Annotated in this window: 14 protein-coding genes; 11 read left to right on the top strand and 3 right to left on the bottom strand. The window is 44.1% G+C overall.

Annotated elements, in window-relative coordinates; all coding sequences use genetic code 11:
- Positions 1-362: 362 nt before the first annotated feature.
- A complete protein-coding gene (locus J4N22_RS19385) occupies positions 363-1,085 on the bottom strand; it encodes a 2-phosphosulfolactate phosphatase (protein ID WP_207497235.1) in 723 nt (240 codons plus the stop codon).
- 188 nt (positions 1,086-1,273) lie between these two features.
- On the opposite strand from J4N22_RS19385, the gene J4N22_RS19380 reads away from it, so the two are divergent.
- From J4N22_RS19380 to J4N22_RS19330, 11 genes are all read left to right on the top strand, one after another.
- Entirely contained in the window at positions 1,274-4,090 is a 2,817-nt protein-coding gene (locus J4N22_RS19380) for an outer membrane beta-barrel protein (RefSeq protein WP_207497234.1), read from the top strand.
- 372 nt (positions 4,091-4,462) lie between these two features.
- Entirely contained in the window at positions 4,463-6,115 is a 1,653-nt protein-coding gene (locus J4N22_RS19375; protein WP_207497233.1) for a glycoside hydrolase family 28 protein, read from the top strand.
- Positions 6,116-6,122: 7 nt separating this feature from the next.
- Complete coding sequence (locus J4N22_RS19370; RefSeq protein WP_207497232.1) at positions 6,123-8,039, top strand: glycoside hydrolase family 88 protein; 1,917 nt, start codon at positions 6,123-6,125, stop codon at positions 8,037-8,039.
- Positions 8,023-9,081, top strand: a complete 1,059-nt coding sequence (gene pelA / locus J4N22_RS19365; RefSeq protein ID WP_207497231.1) for a pectate lyase — start codon at positions 8,023-8,025, stop codon at positions 9,079-9,081. The genes J4N22_RS19370 and pelA overlap by 17 nt, the downstream gene beginning before the upstream one ends.
- A gap of 73 nt (positions 9,082-9,154) precedes the next feature.
- Positions 9,155-10,675, top strand: a complete 1,521-nt coding sequence (locus J4N22_RS19360) for a tagaturonate reductase (protein ID WP_207497230.1) — start codon at positions 9,155-9,157, stop codon at positions 10,673-10,675.
- A gap of 11 nt (positions 10,676-10,686) precedes the next feature.
- Positions 10,687-12,339 carry a UxaA family hydrolase gene (locus tag J4N22_RS19355; protein ID WP_207497229.1) on the top strand — a complete coding sequence of 551 codons (1,653 nt, stop codon included), beginning with the start codon at positions 10,687-10,689 and terminating at the stop codon, positions 12,337-12,339.
- A gap of 162 nt (positions 12,340-12,501) precedes the next feature.
- Positions 12,502-13,944, top strand: coding sequence for a glucuronate isomerase (uxaC, locus tag J4N22_RS19350; RefSeq protein ID WP_207497228.1), 1,443 nt, complete (start codon positions 12,502-12,504; stop codon positions 13,942-13,944).
- Positions 13,945-14,109: 165 nt separating this feature from the next.
- On the top strand, positions 14,110-15,141 hold the full coding sequence (locus J4N22_RS19345; RefSeq protein ID WP_207497227.1) for a sugar kinase: 1,032 nt from the start codon (positions 14,110-14,112) through the stop codon (positions 15,139-15,141).
- A 13-nt stretch (positions 15,142-15,154) separates the two neighbouring features.
- Complete coding sequence (locus J4N22_RS19340) at positions 15,155-16,621, top strand: tagaturonate reductase (protein ID WP_207497226.1); 1,467 nt, start codon at positions 15,155-15,157, stop codon at positions 16,619-16,621.
- Between the two features lie 239 nt (positions 16,622-16,860).
- Positions 16,861-17,076: a hypothetical protein gene (locus tag J4N22_RS19335; RefSeq protein ID WP_207497225.1), complete on the top strand. Its 216-nt coding sequence runs from the start codon at positions 16,861-16,863 to the stop codon at positions 17,074-17,076.
- Entirely contained in the window at positions 17,063-17,359 is a 297-nt protein-coding gene (locus tag J4N22_RS19330; RefSeq protein WP_207497224.1) for a type II toxin-antitoxin system RelE/ParE family toxin, read from the top strand. Before J4N22_RS19335 ends, J4N22_RS19330 begins: the two co-directional genes overlap by 14 nt.
- 60 nt (positions 17,360-17,419) lie before the next feature.
- Here the strand turns inward: J4N22_RS19330 and J4N22_RS19325 are convergent, their stop codons facing one another.
- Positions 17,420-17,866 carry a NanQ anomerase/TabA/YiaL family protein gene (locus J4N22_RS19325; protein ID WP_207497223.1) on the bottom strand — a complete coding sequence of 149 codons (447 nt, stop codon included), beginning with the start codon at positions 17,864-17,866 and terminating at the stop codon, positions 17,420-17,422.
- Positions 17,867-18,097: 231 nt separating this feature from the next.
- The gene (locus tag J4N22_RS19320; protein WP_207497222.1) at positions 18,098-19,123 is read right to left on the bottom strand and encodes a sugar kinase; all 1,026 of its coding nucleotides are present in this window, start codon (positions 19,121-19,123) and stop codon (positions 18,098-18,100) included.
- Positions 19,124-19,248: the final 125 nt, after the last annotated feature.

The following is a 19,248-nucleotide window of genomic DNA, read 5'->3' as shown; positions in this document are numbered from 1 at the left end:
CAAAAAAGACCAATTTGCAAAAGTAAAGGAAAAGCAGGCAGTGCAGGAAATGAAACGAAGCCTGCTGATGAAATTTGTGTTAAGATGAAGAGGAAGTGGGAATTACGAGGTACGAAGTACGGGGTACGAAAATATAAGTTGGAGGTTGGAAGTTGGAGGTTAGAGGTTCATGAAAAGTTTTAGCACGCTGCTGCTTAATTAACCGCACACCTGAAGAAAATGAAGTGATCACCCTTTCTAAATAGAAGTACCATTTGACGCATAGACAGGTTATACCCAGGCTTCCGTACCTTGTACTTCAGACTTTGAACTTAATGCTCTCTTGTACTTCCAACTTCGTACTTCCAACCTCCAACTTAATTCTATCCTGCTACCAATTCACCATTCTTATACGTTACCAGCACATTGGCGGCGTCTTCTGTTACACAAAACTCCAGGTCTTTTTCTAAACCGTAAGCTGCCAGGCGGTGCCAGTGGGTAGTATGGCGGATAAACTGGTACATGTCGTGTTGGTGGAGCTGGTACATCTGTTCAGCCATCAGGCTGCTATCGCAGTGAATAGTAAAATGATCTTTGATGCGGCTGATGACTGCACCTGCAAAAAGTGTGTCCTCCAGGTTGAAGCGATCTTTCCATGCCGAGCAACCAAGTATCACGTTCTTGTTCAATTTCACCAGGTGCTCGCATACTGCCGAAAGATTAGGGAAAGAACCTGTTACCACCTCTGCGGCACCACGCTCCACCGCCATGTGAAGCAGCTTAGTTCCGTTAGTGGTGGTTAGCACCAGCGTTTTCCCATCAATAAAATCTCGTGGATATTCTGCCGGCGAATTACCATATTGAAGCCCTTCTATTACCTTTCCATCACGCTCACCTGCTGTTATACAGCCCAGTTCTGCACCTATGCGCTTGCATTCGTCTACGTCTGCTACCGGGATAATTTTAGCAGCGCCATTGTACATAGCAGCCGCTATGGTAGACGTTGCCCTGAAAACATCTATAATCACAACAACAGAATCTGAAAGATCGTAAAGGTGAAACAACGCCGGTGACAGCGACGTGTACAGGAATGGCTTGTTTTGCATAGCGCGCAAAGATAATAGGCAACTCCTTTGCAGCCTGCTTTACCGGTTGGTTCATTTCTGCATAACCACATCTATAAGTAAGGAAGCCGACGATCAATTAACAATAATTAACCTTACACAAATCTTCATTAACCGTGCTTACGCTGTAGCAGCTATAGTTTTACCGCCTGCAATTCAAAACTATGGTTATGAAGAAAATTATACATCTACTGGCTGTTCTACTATGTTTTTATTCTACAGATACTGCTGCACAAGCCATTATTCAAGGTAGGGTAATGGATACCTCGGCAAAGAAACCACTTTCCTTTGCTACCATTTCGCTTGTTAAAGAAGCGGACTCCACACTGGTAACATTTACCCGTGCCGATAGCGCCGGAATATTTTCCCTTAAAAATATACAGCAGGGAAACTATCGTCTTTCTGCATCATATGTAGGCTATCACCCTGCATGGCGATTAGTAACTGTAAAAGAGGGCGAAACAGTAGTGAATACAGGAGCTATTGTTGTGCACGACTTAAAAACACTGGGCGATGTAACCGTTGTGAGCAAGCGTCCACCAGTAGCAGTGAATGGTGATACACTTGAGTTTAACGCGGAGAATTTTGCGGTACAACCCAATGCTGTAGTAGAAGATATGCTAAAGAAAATGCCGGGTGTAACTGTAGATGCAGACGGAACCGTACGCGTAAATGGCCAACGAATAAGGCGGGTACTGGTAAATGGAAAAGAATTTTTCACCGGTGATTCAAAGATGGCTACAAAAAATCTTCCTGCCGATGCCATAGATAAAGTACAGGTGTTTGAGAAGAAAAGTGACCGTGCAGAATTCACCGGAGTAGACGATGGCAACAGTGAACCTTCTATAAACCTGAAGCTGAAAAAAGACAAGGACAATGCCATTTTTGGAAAGGCTACAGCCAGCGGCGGCGGCGACAAAAACGAAGGCCGCTATGACGGGCAACTCAACCTCAACCGCTTCAAAGGTGAAAAGCAGATGTCGTTGCTGGCAATGGGCAACAACACCAATCGCCAGGGGTTTTCTTTTGCCGATGCATTAAGCTTTAGTGGCGACATGGCCCGCAACATGCGTGGTGGCGGGGGCATAACCATACGCACAGGTGGTGGCGAAAGTGATAATGGACTACCAATAGCAGGTATGGGAAACACGGCACAAGGTGTTGCAAATACCTATGCAGTTGGCGCCAACTACAACAATAAGATAGGTAAGAAAACAGACGTTAACGCCAGCTATATATTCAATGACCAGAGCCTGCTGACTACACGTTCTATCAACAGGGAAAACCTGGTGCTTGGCAACAATTTCAACTATGTACAAAACAGTAACAACCTGCGCGACAACCAGCAGCACCGTGTAAATATGATTATCGATACAAGATTTGACTCCAGTAGTTCATTAAAGATCACGCCATTGTTTACCTACCAACGGAGCAATAGCAACAACCACAGTTTATACACCAGCCGCGACAGGAGCTTTAATAAGATCAATGATGGTTTTTCTAACGCAACCAACGAAGCATCGGGTTTCAACTTTAGGAACACCATGTTGTACAGGAAGCGTTTAGCTAAAAAAGGAAGGACCATATCAGCGCAATACAATACTGCCATCAACCAAACAGGTGGAGACGGCTCATTGGTAACCAATAACCTGTTTTACAATAACAGTGGCCTTCCATTCTATACCACTAACCTGGACCAGGTAAATGATAACGAAGCCAAGACGACAGCACATGGCGGCTCCGTTACCTATACCGAACCTGTGGGTAAAAGAGCCTTGCTGGAGCTGAGTGCATTTTTAAACCAAAGCATTGGCCACAGCAGCAGGAACACTTTTGACCTGAACACCACCAGCGGCAAGCACGATATTAAGAACGACCTGCTGAGCAACCAATTTAGGAACAGCTACCTGTACAGGGGCGGTAGCACTAACTTCAGAAGCCAGGGCAGAAAGCTAACGGTGGGTGCAGGGGCTACCTTTCAGCAGGCAATACAAAAAAACCTGGTAAACAAGCTGGAAGAGATACGCAGGGATTTCAATGATGTATTACCAAACGCTAATGTGCAATACCGCTTTAGCAACTATAGAAATATCAGGCTTGACTACAATACCAGCACCCGTCAGCCGAGCGTAACGCAACTGCAACCAATTCCCGACATCAGCGACCCGCTGAATATAAGGGAAGGTAATCCTGCCCTTAACCGCGAGTACTCGCACAACCTGAACCTGAATTATTTTTCTGCTGACCCTGCCACGCGTACCAACTTCATGGTGTTTGCCAATGTATCTGCCACCAATAATGCTATTGTGTACAACGATATTATTGATCCGCTGACAAGGGTGCGGACAACACGGCCGGTGAATGCAAATGGAATATATAGCGCCTATGGTTCCATCAATCATGGATTTCCTATCCGCAAACTAAAGAGCAGCATAGAAGTGGGTGCGTCTACCAACTACTCGCGCAATGTATCGTTCATCAACGGGCAGCGGAACAATATCCAGAACATTTCCATAACACCTAACATAGCTTGGAACTTTGGAATTGATAAAAAAGTAGATATACGGGCAACTGCAAGAGCAGGCTACAACGAAGCCAGCTATTCATTACAAAAAAACCAGGACGTGCGATATTGGCTGCAGCAGTACGGTGTAGAAGTGATCAACTATTTGCCAATGGGATTGGTTCTTACCAACAACTTTAATTATACCAAAACCACAGGACGCGCCGAAGGTTTTAATACTTCTATCCCAATGTGGAATGCCACCATCAGCAAAATGTTCCTGAAGAACCAGCGAGGCGAACTGCGGTTGAGCGCTTTTGACCTGCTGAACCAGAACGTCGGCATTTCGCGCAATGCAAACCAGAACTACATAGAAGATATCAGGTACAATGTTCTTCAGCGTTACTTCCTGCTCGGCTTTACCTACAGCCTGAATAAAAGCGGCTTGAATACCGGCGTAAGAACCATGATAAGAACCTTCTAAATAAATATCGAACTAGCTAAAGAAGCCCCGCAGGTTGTGAGGCTTCTTCATTTTTACCTTTAGGATGTTTTGATAGTTTCTCTTCCCGTGTTTATTTACCTATTGAATTCCAGTTCCTCAGCAATCTCTTGTGCCTCCATTTTTCTACATCGTTACCGGCAACGATTGCGTAAAAATTAGTGTGAAAAAGCTCTTTCTCCAGCCTGTAACGATAAAGAGTTGATTAAGTTTATCAGCGATTTGTTGCTTGTTATATGAGAGTTCCCGCATGGCACCTCTTATATTCTACCCTTTCAATTTACCTGCTTGTAAACTAAGTGGTCAACAACAACAACCATTTTCGATTGATTAACCTTTTACAACTGAGTAATCATGATCAGACCTTTTTTAGCCATATTATCGGTAATTACCCTCTGCGGTTTTAAAGACCCGGGAACAGTAAAGGCACCTAAACTACCCGCTGTAGTAGTTCCTACATTTAAAAAAGACACAGTAAGTATTGTAAAGTTTGGAGCAAAGCCCGATGGTATTACTCTTAACACCAAAAGCATCAATGACGCTATAAGTGCTACCAGCAAAAAAGGTGGTGGTGTGGTATTGGTGCCGCGTGGCCTATGGCTAACAGGACCAATAGAACTAAAAAGCAACGTAAACCTGCACCTGCAGCGTGATGCATTCCTGAATTTTACAGGTGACTTCACCCAATATAAATTGATTGAAACGAATTGGGAAGGATTGAGAGCGGTTCGCAACCAGTCTCCTATTTCTGCTACCAATGCGGTTAATATAGCCATCACTGGTCATGGCATAGTAGATGGAAGCGGCGACAAATGGCGCATGGTAAAGAAGGATAAACTTTCTGCATCGGCCTGGAAGAAGTTGACCGAAAGTGGTGGTGTGGTTAGCGACGATAAAAGGATCTGGTATCCTTCACAATCATCTTATGAAGGTTCTAAAATAAAGAATTCATTTGCGCTTACGCCAGGTAAAACCGTGGCTGACTACGAGCATATCAAAGACTTTATGCGCCCAAACCTGCTGGTGCTTACGAAGTGTAAAAACATTTTATTGGATGGCGTAACCTTTCAAAATTCTGCTGCATGGAACCTGCACCCGCTAATGAGCGAAAACATTACCATCAGGAATGTTCTTGTAAAAAATCCATGGTATGCGCAAAATGGTGATGGTTTAGATCTGGAGTCATGCAAAAATGTAGTGGTAGAAAATAGTGTGCTGGACGTAGGTGATGATGCGCTTTGTATAAAAAGCGGCCGCGATGCACAGGGACGTGAAAGAGCGATGCCTACTGAGAATGTATTGATCAGAAACTGTATAGTATACAATGCTCATGGCGGTTTTGTAGTAGGAAGTGAAATGAGCGGTGGTGCAAAAAATATCATTGTTGAGAATTGTTCGTTCATTGGAACCGATATTGGTATCCGCTTCAAAACAACACGTGGTCGTGGTGGTGTGGTTGAAAACATTTTCATCAACAACATCAACATGAAAGACATACCAGGCGAGGCTATTTTGTTCGACATGTATTACGAAGGAAAAGACCCAATAGCATTGGCCGGCGAAAGAAGAGAACCTCCTAAAGTAGATTCAAAACCAGTAACTGAAGAGACTCCTGTTTTTCAAAATGTATATATAAAGAACGTGGCAGTGGACGGCGCTGAAAAGGGAATTTTTGTACGTGGCCTTCCTGAGATGAACGTGAAGAACATTGTAATGGAAGACATGGTGATACAGGCGAAGCATGGTTTAGAAATGACTGAAGGATCAGGTATTACTATTCGCAATACCAACATCATAACTAAAGAAACGAACCCTGTGCTACAGGTGCACAACAGCAAGAACATTGTGCTTGACAACATCAGGTACAATGCAGGTGCAGAAACATTGTTAGCCGTATATGGCGATAAAACAACGGGTGTTAAACTGCTGAATACAGACGGTTCGAAAGCAAAAAACAAGACATTGTTCGACTTTGGTGCCAAGCCAACAGTTCTAACAGAAAAATAAAGACTGGATGAAAAAACTTTTGATAGGAATAGTAGCGCTTTTAGTAGTTCAACTGGCAGAAGCTCAACAGCCGGTAAGCCAGCAATTGGCTTCTACAGTAATGAAGCTGTGGGCAGATTCTTTTGCGCTGGTACAGGACAAACCTGCAAAATGGTCTTACGACCAAGGCGTTTTCTTAAAAGGCATTGAGGGCATCTGGAAAAGAACAGGCGACCCGCTTTATTACAACTACATCCAGAAGAGCATGGATTTTTATGTAGACAACAGCGGCAAGATAAAAGGCTACCAACCTGATGAATACAACATAGACCATGTAAACAACGGCAAGATCCTGTTACTGCTTTACAGGGTTACCGGTAAAGAAAAATACTGGAGAGCAGCTACCCAACTGCGTGATCAGCTACGTAGCCATCCACGCACCACCGAAGGCGGCTTTTGGCACAAGAAGATCTACACCAACCAAATGTGGCTTGATGGCTTGTACATGGGTCAGCCTTTCTATGCAGAATATGCTTTGCTGGCCAAAGATGATACAGCTTTCAATGAAATTGCCCGCCAGTTTATCCTGATGGAGAAACATGCACGCGATGCTAAAACAGGACTGCTGTACCACGGATGGGACGAATCAAAAGAACAACAATGGGCCAATAAAGAAACAGGCGTTTCTCCTAATTTTTGGGGGCGAGCAATGGGCTGGTATGCTATGGCACTTGTAGATGTGCTGGATCATTTTCCTGCAAATCACCCACAGCGAAAGGACCTGGTGAATATCTTAAATCGCCTTACTGTTGCGGTAACCAAAGTACAGGATCCTAAAAATGGATTGTGGTACCAGGTGCTGGATAAAGGTGGCCAGAAAGGAAACTATGTAGAAGCATCTGCTTCAGCTATGTTTACTTACGCTATTGCTAAAGGAGTTCGTAAAGGTTATCTTGATCAAAAACACATGGCCGTTGCTAACAAGGCATGGCAGGGAATGCTGAAGCAGTTCATTAAAAAAGATGCATCTGGCAACACCATTCTTGCAGGAACGGTTAGTGTATCTGGCCTGGGCGGAAAACCATACCGTGATGGTAGCTATGAATATTACCTGAGCGAAAAAGTGATAGACAACGATCCAAAGGGTATGGGTGCTTTTTTGAAAGCAGCCAACGAAATGGAAGTACAGCCTCAACTGAACATCGGCAGGGGCAAAACGGTTTTGCTGGACAACTACTTCAACAACGAGTTTCGTAAAGATGCGGTGGTAGGTGAAAGAAGTTACCACTACACCTGGGATGACATGAGCAACAGCGGCTTCTCGCTCATGGGCGATTTGTTTCAGTACAATGGTGCAAAAACTGCCACTCTAAAAGAAGCACCAACCAGGCAAAATCTTGCACAGGCAAATGTTTTCATCATCATAGATCCTGATACTGAAAAAGAAACAGCTAAACCTAACTACATGGATGAGCAATCTGCTACAGCCATTGCTGAGTGGGTAAAAGCTGGCGGCGTATTGGCTGTTTTTACCAACGATGCTGGTAATTCAGATCTCGATAAGATCAACATACTTACGCAAAAGTTTGGCATTCGTTTCAACAACGATGGCCGCAACATGGTAAAGAATAATGTGTACGAACAAGGCGCTATTACCATACCTGCCAACAATCCAATTTTTAAAACAGCTAAGAAAGTCTTCCTGAAAGAGATCAGCACACTTGATCTTTCTGCCCCGGCGCAAGCCATAGTAAAAGAAGGTGGAGACAATATTATAGCCGTTGCTAAATATGGTAAAGGTGCCGTATTTGCCGTAGGCGATCCCTGGCTGTACAACGAATACATCGACGGTAGAAAAATTCCCCTGGAATATCAAAATCATAAAGCAGCACAGGACCTTGTGAAGTGGCTGTTACAACAACCTGCAAATGCTAAAGCAAAGTAAATCATACCTGAAACGAGCAGCAATGTGTGCATCTATAATGGGTGCAATACTTGTTTTTTATACGTCAGCCATAGCGCAGGACAAAGTAGCCGATAACGTGTTGCTTTTTCAAAGAAGTGTTGGCGGCTGGTCGAAGCATTACAACAGTAAGAAAGTAGATTACAATGTCACGCTTTCTGAGCAGGAAAAGAAGCAGGTTCTGGCGCAAGGAAAGAATAATGATGCCACCATTGATAACCATTCTACAGTAAAAGAAATAAAAATACTACTGCAGGCGTACAAAAAGCACCAGAATCCTGCATACCTGCAAGCCGCAGAAAGAGGAATAGAATACCTGCTGCAAGCGCAGTACCCAACAGGTGGCTGGCCGCAATTCTATCCTGATCATAGCGGTTACCGTGGGCAGATCACTTACAATGACAACGCCATCGCCAATGTGCTAAACCTGCTGCAGGATGTGGTAGAAAAGAAAAATGGAACTGAAGCCTTGAATGCTTCTTTCATACCAAGAGCAAGTGCGGCTATTGAGAAAGGTGTTGAATCTATCCTGCGAACCCAGCTGGTAGTAAACAACAAACTAAGCGGTTGGGCTGCACAATACGATCCTATCACCTTGAAACCGGCTACTGCACGTAAATATGAATTGCCCGGATTAACAGCTTTGGAAACGGTGGGCATTGTAGAATTCCTGATGCGTGTACCCGCTCCTTCAGACAAAGTTATACAAGCTGTGGACGGTGCTGTAGATTGGCTAAAAGCGTCTGCCATCAAGGGTTATACAGCCAAGATTATTGCCGACCCTACACAACCAAAAGGACGCGACCGCGTACTGGTAGCAGAACCTAATGGTGTTACATGGGCCAGGTATTACGAGATAGATACCAACCGTCCTTTCTTCTCAGGAAGAGATGGTGTAAAGAAATATAAGCTGGAAGAGATAGAAGTGGAAAGGCGTGTAGGCTACGGCTGGTACGGCAGCTGGCCCGATGACTTACTTTCCAAAGATTATCCAAGATGGAAATCAGCAGTCAGCAAAAAATAATGTTCATAGAGCCTTTCAAAAACAACACACTTTCTATTAAAGCCAATAACAAACGATTATAATAAGGAGCCAGATGAAACTGTCACAAAAACTACTTCCAGATATTGATCCAGGGGCAGTCACCCTTCCGCGAAAGGAAATCTTTAGCCTGCCGGAAAAGGTGTTGCAGTTTGGTACTGGAGTTCTTTCTCGTGGCATTCCAGATTACTTCATTGATAAAGCAAACCAGCAAGGTATTTTCAATGGCCGGATCGTTATTGTGAGCAACAGCCCCTATGATGTACATAGTACTGACCTGCAGCAACAGGACTTGCTATTTACACAAATATCGCGTGGCGTAGAAAATGGTAAGGTGGTAGAGGAGCGTGTGATCAATGCTTCTATAAGCCGTTTGCTTCATGCAAAAGAGCAGTGGAATGAAGTGCTTGCAACCGCAGCCAATCCAGACCTGCAGGTAGTAATTGCCGATACGCACGAAGTAAGCCTGGCGCCTGACTCGCAGGATGATATTCTTGCCCATCCGCCAGCATCTTTTGCCGGTATGTTACTCGCGTTTTTGCACGAGCGATATAAAGTATTTAATGGCGATCCTGCAAAAGGTCTTGTAATAATACCGACAGAACTTATACCGATCAATGGCCAGCGCATGGAGGCCATCATGCTGGAGTTAGCACACATAAATGACATGGAACTGGCGTTTATGGATTGGCTAGAGAACTCCAACAAGTTCTGCCATTCGCTGGTAGACCGGCTGATACCATACCACGCATTTCCTGATATCCGCACTTCCGATCCTGAACTAGGTTACGAAGACAACCTGCAGGTAATAAGCGAAAGCTTCTGCGGCTGGTTCATTGAGTCATCTGATCCTTCAGTAAAAGAAGTTCTTTCTTTTAGCAAAGCAGGAAAAGGAATAATAATAGCGGAGGATATAGAAGTATTCCAGGAATTAAAGCTTCGCCTGCTCAATGGTGTTCATACCTTTGCATCCGGCCTATGTTTTATGGCAGGAATAGAAACTGTGAAAGAAGCTATGGAGCACCCTGTGATGGAGCGCTACATCCGCCAGCTGATGTTGGAGGAAATAGCACCTGCCATTCCTTATTATGTAGCCAAAGATGAAATAGATGCTTTTGCTGCACAAGTGCTCGATAGATTCAGAAACCCATACCTGCATCATACCTGGATAAGCATTTGCCTGCACTATTCGCAAAAGATGAAGCGGAGAAATGTACCGGTATTGATGCAACACTACCAGCAGACATCCGCTGTTCCCGAGTTGATGGCGCTTGGTTTTGCTGCACATATCTTGTTCATGAATGGCAAAGAAGACATGGGCAGGTACTATGGCACAGCCAATGGCAAACGCTACCTTATACAGGATGATAACGCGCCACTGTATGCGGCCAAATGGGCACTGAACGATGTACAGCAGGTAGTGAACGCCGTATTAACTGATAATGAATTGTGGGGCATGAACCTGGCAGAACTGCCCGGTTTTGAAGAAGCGGTGGTAAATTGGCTGCAGGCTTTACAAGCACCTGATATAATAGAAGCGATACAAAAATTACAACCAGAAAAACAAGTAGCATAAACTTTACAATCATGAAAAAGAGCATTTTAAAGGTTCACCCTGCCGATAATGTGATTGTTGCCCTACGCGACATCGCAAAGGGAGAGCAGGTACAACTAAATGACCAAACGTATACAGTAGTGGAAGACATTCCCGCTAAACATAAATTCACAGAGGCTGACCTGCAGCCAGGTGATGAACTTCATATGTATGGTGTATTGGTAGGAAAAGCGCAAGAAGCTATACCTGCCGGTGCACGTATCTCTACCAGCAATGTAAAGCATGCATCAAATCCTTTCCAGCTGGGTGCAAGAAGAATAGATTGGCATAAGCCAGATGTAACGAAGCTGCAGGAAAAAACCTTCATGGGTTTTCACCGCACCGATGGTAGTGTGGGTACAGCTAACTACTGGTTAGTTATTCCTTTAGTATTCTGCGAAAACAGGAATGTAGAAGTATTGAAAGAAGCACTGGTAGATGAGCTTGGTTATGGCCGTCCTAAGAAATACCAGTCTTTTGCACAACAACTGAAGCAGTTGTATTCTGCTGGTTCTTCTGTACAGCAAATCTTGGAAGCAGACTTCCAGGATGATAACACTACACTAAAAACAGAGCGCCTGTTTAAAAATATTGATGGTGTAAAATTCATCACTCACGAAGGTGGATGTGGAGGAATTCGCCAAGATGCGCAAACACTGTGTGGTTTATTGGCTGGTTATATCACACACCCTAACGTAGCAGGAGCAACTGTTCTTAGCCTTGGTTGCCAGAATGCGCAAATACCAATGCTGGAAGAAGAGATTGCTAAACGTGCTCCTAATTTCGATAAGCCTTTATACATCTTAGAGCAACAAAGAGAAGGACTGGAGTCTGATCTTATCTCTAAAGCACTGAAGCAAACATTTGCTGGCTTGGTGATAGCTAACCAGGCTGAAAGACAACCAGCTCCTATCAGCAAGCTTTGCATTGGTTTGGAGTGTGGTGGTTCTGATGGTTTCTCTGGTATTTCTGCAAACCCTGCTATTGGTTACACCAGTGACTTGTTAGTAGCAGCCGGCGGTACAGTAATCCTTTCTGAGTTTCCTGAGCTTTGCGGTGTAGAGCAAGAAATAAGCGACAGGTGTGTGAACGAAGAAAGTGCAATTCGCTTTATTGATATCATGCGCAAATATGCAAAGAGTGCTGTAGCTGCAGGTTCTGGTTTTGATATGAATCCTTCTCCGGGTAACATTAAAGATGGTTTGATAACTGATGCTATTAAGAGTGCAGGTGCTGCTAAAAAAGGTGGTACTTCTCCTGTAGTAGATGTATTGGATTACCCGGAAAAAGTAACCAAACCAGGTTTGAACTTATTGTGTACGCCAGGTAATGATGTGGAGTCTACAACAGCTGAAGTTGGATCTGGTGCTAACATCGTATTGTTTACAACTGGTCTTGGTACACCAACAGGTAACCCGATTGCGCCGGTATTGAAAGTATCGAGCAATACGAAGTTGTACGAGAGAATGAAAGACATCATCGACATCAATACAGGTACGGTGATAGAAGGTGAAGAGACCATTGAAGAAGCTGGTGAAAGAATATTGGAATACGTGATCAAAGTAGCAAGTGGTGAAGTACCTGCTAAATCTGTTATCAACGGGCAGGATGATTTCATTCCTTGGAAGCGTGGTGTGTCTCTGTAAAGTTGTTCAGTTGATTTGTTGATCAGTTGATTGGTAAAAAACCAACTGCATAAGTGTTAGCACAGAGCAGAAACTATATAGGAGGCTGAGGCCTCCGAATAATGAATAAACCGCACAAGTGAGTGACACAACGATGTTGCTCACGGAACTAAAGCTGATAAAATGAAAAATTTCTTAGACGAGAACTTCTTACTGAAAAATAAAACTGCTGAGCGGCTTTACCACGAGTTTGCTAAGCAGATGCCAATAATTGATTATCACTGCCACCTGCCGCAGGGGCAAATAGCAGAAGATAAACAATTTGAAAACCTGACGCAGATATGGCTGTATGGCGACCACTACAAGTGGCGCGCTATGCGTACCAACGGTGTGGATGAAAGCTATTGCACCGGCGACCAGCCAGATTATGCCAAGTTTGAAAAATGGGCAGAAACAGTTCCTTACACACTACGCAACCCGCTGTACCATTGGACGCACCTGGAGCTTCAGCGCTACTTTGATGTGCACAAGGTGCTGGGACCAGATACAGCGCGTGAAATATATGATGAGTGTACCGCTAAACTTCAGACACCTGAATACTCTGTGCGCAACCTGATCCGCAAGATGAATGTGAAGCTGATCTGTACTACGGATGATCCTGCTGATGACCTGCTGCAACACCAGCAGATAAAAGCAGATGGCTTTGAAGTTCCTATCCTTCCTGCTTTCCGTCCTGATACGGCTATGAATGTTGACAATACAGGCAACTTCAACAACTATGTTGGGCGTATAGAAAAAGCGGCTAACGTAAGTGTGGGCTCGCTGCAGGAATACCTGGATGCACTCAAGAGTCGTCATGATTTCTTTGCTGCCAATGGATGTGGCGTAAGCGATCATGGTCTGGAAGAAATTTATGCTGAAGATTATACAGATGCGGAAGTGTCTGCAATTTTTGATAAAGTACGCGGCGGAACAGATTTGAACGACATCGAAAGAAGAAAGTTCAAATCGTTTATGCTGGTACAGTTTGCTGAGTGGGACTGGGAAAGAGGCTGGGTACAGCAGTATCACCTGGGTGCACTACGCAACAACAACAGTCGCATGCTTAAGCAGTTAGGTCCTGACACCGGTTGGGACTCTATTGGCGATTTTCAACAAGGCCGCAACCTCTCTAAGTTCCTTAGCCGATTGGAAGGACAAGACAAACTAACAAAGACCATTCTTTACAACCTGAACCCTGCCGACAACGAACTGATGGCAACCATGATTGGCAACTTCAACGACGGATCGGTGGCTGGTAAAATCCAGTTTGGTAGTGCATGGTGGTTCCTGGATCAGAAAGATGGAATGATCAAGCAGATGAATGCCCTGAGCAACATGGGACTCTTAAGCCGTTTTGTAGGTATGCTTACAGACAGCCGCAGCTTCCTGTCATTCCCTCGCCACGAGTATTTCCGCAGGATACTTTGTAACCTGTTTGGTGAAGAGATTGAAGCAGGAGAATTACCAAATGATATTGCATGGGTAGGTGAAGTGGTGCAGGATATCTGCTTCCACAATGCGAAGAACTACTTCAACTGGCAGTGTTTGGATGAAAACGTGAAAGCTAAGGAGTTGACCAGTTGATTGGTTGATCAGTGATCTGTAAGAAGATTATGTCACCCCGACGAAGGAGGAGTTTCATACAAAAAGAAACGCTTGATGTTATGAGGATGCCTCCTTCGTCGGCATGACAACTTAAAATCAAAAAGTTTAAACCAGAACTAGCAACTCCAAACAAGAAACCGATTCATGCGTAAGAAAAAAGTCCTGGCCTTTGGTGAGCTGCTGCTGAGGATATCTCCTGCATCGCATGAAGATGCTGCGGGTAAACATCCTATGCTATTGTACATGGGAGGCGCCGAACTAAATGTAGCTACAGCGCTGGCCGGTTGGAATGTGCCGGTGAAGTATTGCACGGTACTACCGGACAATTTCATGAGCAAGCATGTGATCAACTACTTGGAGTACAAAGGCATTTATACTTCTTCGATTGTTTACGCAGGAAAAAGGATTGGCGTCTATTACCTTGAGCGCGGTGCCGACCTGAAAGGCAGCGTTGTATACGATCGCGAACATTCTTCTTTTTCTGAGGTAACTACCGGCATGATTGACTGGGACAAAGTTCTGCACGATGTGGAGTGGTTTGACTTTTCTGCCATCAGTCCTGCGCTTAACCAGAACGTAGCCGATGTATGCCTGGAGGCAGTGGAAGCCGCTTCGCGAAAAGGAATTACTATATCTGTTGATCTTAATTATCGCTCACGCTTGTGGAAGTATGGAAAAGAGCCCATCGAGATCATGCCGAAACTGGTGGAGCATTGCGATGTGGTGATGGGCAATATATGGGCTGCAAATACTTTGTTAGGAACAGCCATAGATGAGCATATTCACGATAAAGGAACAAGAGAAGCTTACCTGGAGCACGCACGAACAACTTCAATTGAAGTAATGGAGAAGTTCCCGAAGTGTAAAGTGGTAGCAAATACATTCCGTTTCGATAGTAAGCAAAACGATGTGCTTTATTATACTTCGTTGTATAAAGACGGCCAGCAATACAACTCTCCCGAGTGGACCTGCCACGGAGTAAAAGACCGTTCAGGTAGTGGTGATTGTTTTATGGCCGGCCTGGTGTATGGCTTATACAACCAGCACGAACCACAGCAGGTATTGGAATATGCCACTGCCGCAGCCTTTGGTAAACTACAAGAGGTAGGCGATGCTACCGACCAGGAAGCTTTCAATATTTCTCGTACAGCAAATGAATTAACTGAAAACAACTAAATAAAAAACCAACATGCTTTTAAATAGACAAGTATTCCCGGCAGCGAAGACCTATCCTGAAAAGGTGCTGCAATTTGGTGAAGGCAACTTCCTGCGCGCTTTCGTTGACTGGATGTTCCATGAGCTGAATAAGAAAGGAGATTTCAACGGATCTATCGTTGCAGTGCAGCCAATTGACAGGGGCATGGTAAACATGCTGAACGACCAGGAAGGCTTGTACACGCTTTACCTGCGCGGGTTGAAGAACGGCCAGGCAGAAAGCACACATGAAACCATTGATGTGATCAGCCGCGGTATCGATCCTTATGTAGATTTTGCAGCTTACCTGCAGACTGCTGAGAATCCTGAGATGCGCTACATCATTTCTAACACTACCGAAGCAGGTATAGCTTATAATGAAAAAGACCAGCCTACCGATGCACCGCCTGCATCTTTTCCAGGAAAGCTGACCGTGTGGTTGAACCACCGTTTCAAAACCTTCAATGGTGATGAAGCAAAAGGTGTTCATATTATCCCTTGCGAACTGATAGAAAAAAATGCTGACAACCTGAAGCGCATTGTACTTCTGCTGGCTGAAAAATGGCAGCTAGGTGAAGGATTTGTAAACTGGTTGAATACTGCATGTACTTTCAGCAATACACTGGTTGACCGTATTGTTCCTGGCTATCCAAAAGAGCGTATAGCTGAAATAACAGAAGAGTTGGGTTATGAAGACAGGCAGGTGGTAGAAGGTGAGCACTTTCATCTTTGGGTGATAGAGGCGCCTGAGAACCTGCAGAAAGAACTGCCTTTCCCTTCTATAGGTTTGGATGTACTGTATGCAGATGATCTTACTCCCTACCGTACACGTAAAGTAAGAATATTGAATGGTGCACATACAGCACTGGTTCCTGTTGCTTACTTGTATGGTATCGACTTCGTAAGAGAGTCAGTAGAGCACCCGGTAGTAGGTAAGTTCCTGCGCGACGAGATTTTTGAAGAGATCATTGCTACGCTTGACCTGCCAAAGGAAGAGCTGGAGCAATTTGCAAACGAGGTTATAGATCGCTTCCGCAATCCATTTATCAAGCACGCTCTGATGAGTATCTCACTGAACTCATTCAGCAAGTTTGAAACACGTGTATTGCCATCGGTGCTGAAGTACAAAGAGCGTTTGGGAACTATTCCGCAGCGCCTGTCATTCTCCTTAGCTGCAACCATTGCTTTTTACAAAGGAAAACGTGGAGATGAAACCATTGCACTGAATGATGATGCACATGTACTGGAGCTGATGAAGAATGTTTGGAGCAAAGCCGATGGCAGCGAAGCTTCTTTACAGGAACTGGTACGTGAAGTATTGGCTTACGAAAAGGTTTGGAAGAAAGACCTGAACCAGGTTGAAGGCCTGGCTGAAGCAGTAGCAAACCACCTCATCAATATCGAGAAGAACGGTATGAAGCAAGCTGTAGAAACGCTGGTAGGAGAGCAAGCAGTAGCATAATTGAATTAAAATGTACTACGGTAGTATTTGAGACTACCGTAGTACATTTTAATGGAGCATCAAGAGGTGCTCCTTTTTTATGTCATTTGGAACGCAGATGTTTATGATTGTGATAATTAACGCAGGTGACGTTTTACGATGATACTTTACGGTAGTCTTAGAGACTACCGTAGGTAGAAAGCTGTAAAACATCAACCTGAGAAAGAACTTCAGTAGCTTTATATAGAAAAATGAGTGCGATGAGCGAGAATACATATGTGATAAAGATCAAGAAGGAATATGCGTCTGCTATACTTGAAGACCTTAAACAGGTGGATGCAATTGAGATACTGCAAGGTTCTATTCCTGAATGGCAGGAGGTAGAAAGCCTAAAGAGATTACAACAGATGAAGGATGATCCATCAGGTACTTTATCCGAAGAAGAGTTTTTCAAAAAATTGAATGAGCCGCATTAAAATAATCTTTTCTGCAGGTGCATTGCAGGATATGCTGGAAGCTAAACAATGGTATAACCAGCAACAGTCTGGCTTAGGAAACAGGTTCCAGTCAGATGTTGAAGAAGTAATAAAGAGGATAAAAATGAACCCGACTTTTGCTTCTATAAAATTTGGTTCAATAAGAACTGCGGCTTGTAGTTCTTTTCCTTATGCTGTTCATTATGAGTACGAGGAATTGGAAAAGCTTGTGAGGATAATCTCCATTTTCCATTTTAGCAGGAAGCCTTACTGGATGGATTGAAAATTGTAATTAGAAAATTTTACGGTAGTCTTGAAGACTACCGTAAAATCAAAAATCCTATTAGATCTTCACTTTCACTACCAGCTTCTTAATCGGTCCCTCGCCTATTTGTGGTGCGTGTACATCTTCTGGCCAATAGATAACGAACTGGCCGGCTTGTAAGGTGAAATAGGTTTCTGGCTTGTCGGTGAAGAAGGTAACATCTTTCTCTGCATTGTATTCACCTGCTGGTGTTGTTACTCTTTCGCGTGCTGTCCATCCTTGTTGCTCTTTGCCTGTTGGACATACCTGTATGTCTATCCAGTTGTTGTGGCACTCGAACTTGGCGGTGTCGCGGGTGTAGCCATCTTTTTGTGAAACGGATGCATGCAGCTCTGGTCCGTCAATAGGGTATTTACCCACTTCTATGGTTTCAAGATTTTGGTTTTTGATCCACTCGAATGCTTTGGCAAAACGTGGATGTAGTTGAGCGTAGCGCTCTGCGTTGGTTAATGAGTCGATGATCATTTATTTTTCTTTTAGGAACCACTAAGGCACAAAGGACACAAAGCATCAGGAAGGTTTGTGTTACTTGGCGTTCTTGGTGTCTTCGTGGTTCAAGATTGATGAATAAAGCTTTTTCAGTACAAGTGTGCGACGCAACGATGTTCAATAAAAGTACAACTGCTGGTCACAAAAAAATCCGCTAAGCATTACACCAAGCGGATCTTATTTTCATTTTACATCTTCCATTTTGAATTATCTCTGAACGCGTCCGGAAGCATCACCTTTCATCAGGTCAATAACTTCTTTGCGGGTAGCGTGGTTAAGATCTCCAGGAATGGTGTGCTTAAGTGCTGATGCAGCTACGCCGAATTCAGCAGCTTCGCCCATTGGCATACCAGTAACCAAACCATAGATGAAACCACTTGCAAATGAATCACCACTACCTACGCGGTCAACAATACGAACGCTGTATTCTTTTGTGTGGTAGAAATCGTTGCCATCGTAAACTAGTGCGCTCCAGCCGTTGTCTGATGCACTGTGGCTTTCGCGAAGTGTAGAAGCAATGTACTTGAAGTTAAACTTCTCTTTCATTTGCTTGAAAACATCGTAGTAGCCTTCCAGGTGCAGTTCGCCTTTTGTTACGTCTGTTTCACCAGCTTTGAAGCCAAGTGTGGTTTCAGCATCTTCTTCGTTACCGATACAAACGTCGACGTACTGGCAAAGGTTGGTCATCACCTGCTGTGCTTTTTGTTTGCTCCACAACTTCTTGCGGTAGTTAAGATCGATAGAAGTAGTGATGCCTCTTTCTTTAGCAGCTTTTAGAGCAGCTTCGGTAAGCGCAGCAGCTTTATCGCTAAGCGCAGGAGTGATACCTGTAGTATGGAACCAATCAGCACCTTCAAAAATTGCATCCCAGTTGAAGTCGCTTGCATCAACATCGGCGATAGACGCACCAGCGCGATCGTATACTACCTGTGAAGCACGCATAGAAGCACCTGTTTCAAGGAAGTAAATACCAAGACGATCTCCACCACGGGCAACAAATTGGGTATCTACACCGTAACGACGCAGGTGGTTGATAGCTGCCTGTCCAATTGGATTGTCAGGAACTTTAGAAACGAAAACACCTTGCTCACCATAGTTACAGATAGCAGCAGAAACGTTTGCTTCACCACCACCATAGGTTACATCGAAAGTATCGGCTTGTACAAATCGCTTGAAATCCGGGGTAGATAAACGGAGCATGATCTCTCCCAGTGTTACAACTTTTTTAGGCATGACTGTTAGATATTATTGTTTGATTTATTTTGTAAGTGCACCAAAGGTAGCAAGGCGTTTCATAACTCTATATAGAAAAATTCGATAACGATTGCGTAAGAAAAAAAGCCGAAACGGGTGATTAT

The sequence above is a fragment of the Aridibaculum aurantiacum genome (assembly GCF_017355875.1).
GTDB lineage: Bacteria > Bacteroidota > Bacteroidia > Chitinophagales > Chitinophagaceae > Segetibacter > Segetibacter aurantiacus.
This window is presented reverse-complemented; position numbering and strand designations above follow the sequence as displayed.

Coding starts and splice junctions, on each gene's coding strand:
- J4N22_RS19385 (WP_207497235.1), bottom strand. CDS start 1,085: ATGCAAAACAAGCCATTCCTGTACACGTCGCTGTCACCGGCGTTGTTT.
- J4N22_RS19380 (WP_207497234.1), top strand. CDS start 1,274: ATGAAGAAAATTATACATCTACTGGCTGTTCTACTATGTTTTTATTCT.
- J4N22_RS19375 (WP_207497233.1), top strand. CDS start 4,463: ATGATCAGACCTTTTTTAGCCATATTATCGGTAATTACCCTCTGCGGT.
- J4N22_RS19370 (WP_207497232.1), top strand. CDS start 6,123: ATGAAAAAACTTTTGATAGGAATAGTAGCGCTTTTAGTAGTTCAACTG.
- pelA (WP_207497231.1), top strand. CDS start 8,023: ATGCTAAAGCAAAGTAAATCATACCTGAAACGAGCAGCAATGTGTGCA.
- J4N22_RS19360 (WP_207497230.1), top strand. CDS start 9,155: ATGAAACTGTCACAAAAACTACTTCCAGATATTGATCCAGGGGCAGTC.
- J4N22_RS19355 (WP_207497229.1), top strand. CDS start 10,687: ATGAAAAAGAGCATTTTAAAGGTTCACCCTGCCGATAATGTGATTGTT.
- uxaC (WP_207497228.1), top strand. CDS start 12,502: ATGAAAAATTTCTTAGACGAGAACTTCTTACTGAAAAATAAAACTGCT.
- J4N22_RS19345 (WP_207497227.1), top strand. CDS start 14,110: ATGCGTAAGAAAAAAGTCCTGGCCTTTGGTGAGCTGCTGCTGAGGATA.
- J4N22_RS19340 (WP_207497226.1), top strand. CDS start 15,155: ATGCTTTTAAATAGACAAGTATTCCCGGCAGCGAAGACCTATCCTGAA.
- J4N22_RS19335 (WP_207497225.1), top strand. CDS start 16,861: ATGAGCGAGAATACATATGTGATAAAGATCAAGAAGGAATATGCGTCT.
- J4N22_RS19330 (WP_207497224.1), top strand. CDS start 17,063: ATGAGCCGCATTAAAATAATCTTTTCTGCAGGTGCATTGCAGGATATG.
- J4N22_RS19325 (WP_207497223.1), bottom strand. CDS start 17,866: ATGATCATCGACTCATTAACCAACGCAGAGCGCTACGCTCAACTACAT.
- J4N22_RS19320 (WP_207497222.1), bottom strand. CDS start 19,123: ATGCCTAAAAAAGTTGTAACACTGGGAGAGATCATGCTCCGTTTATCT.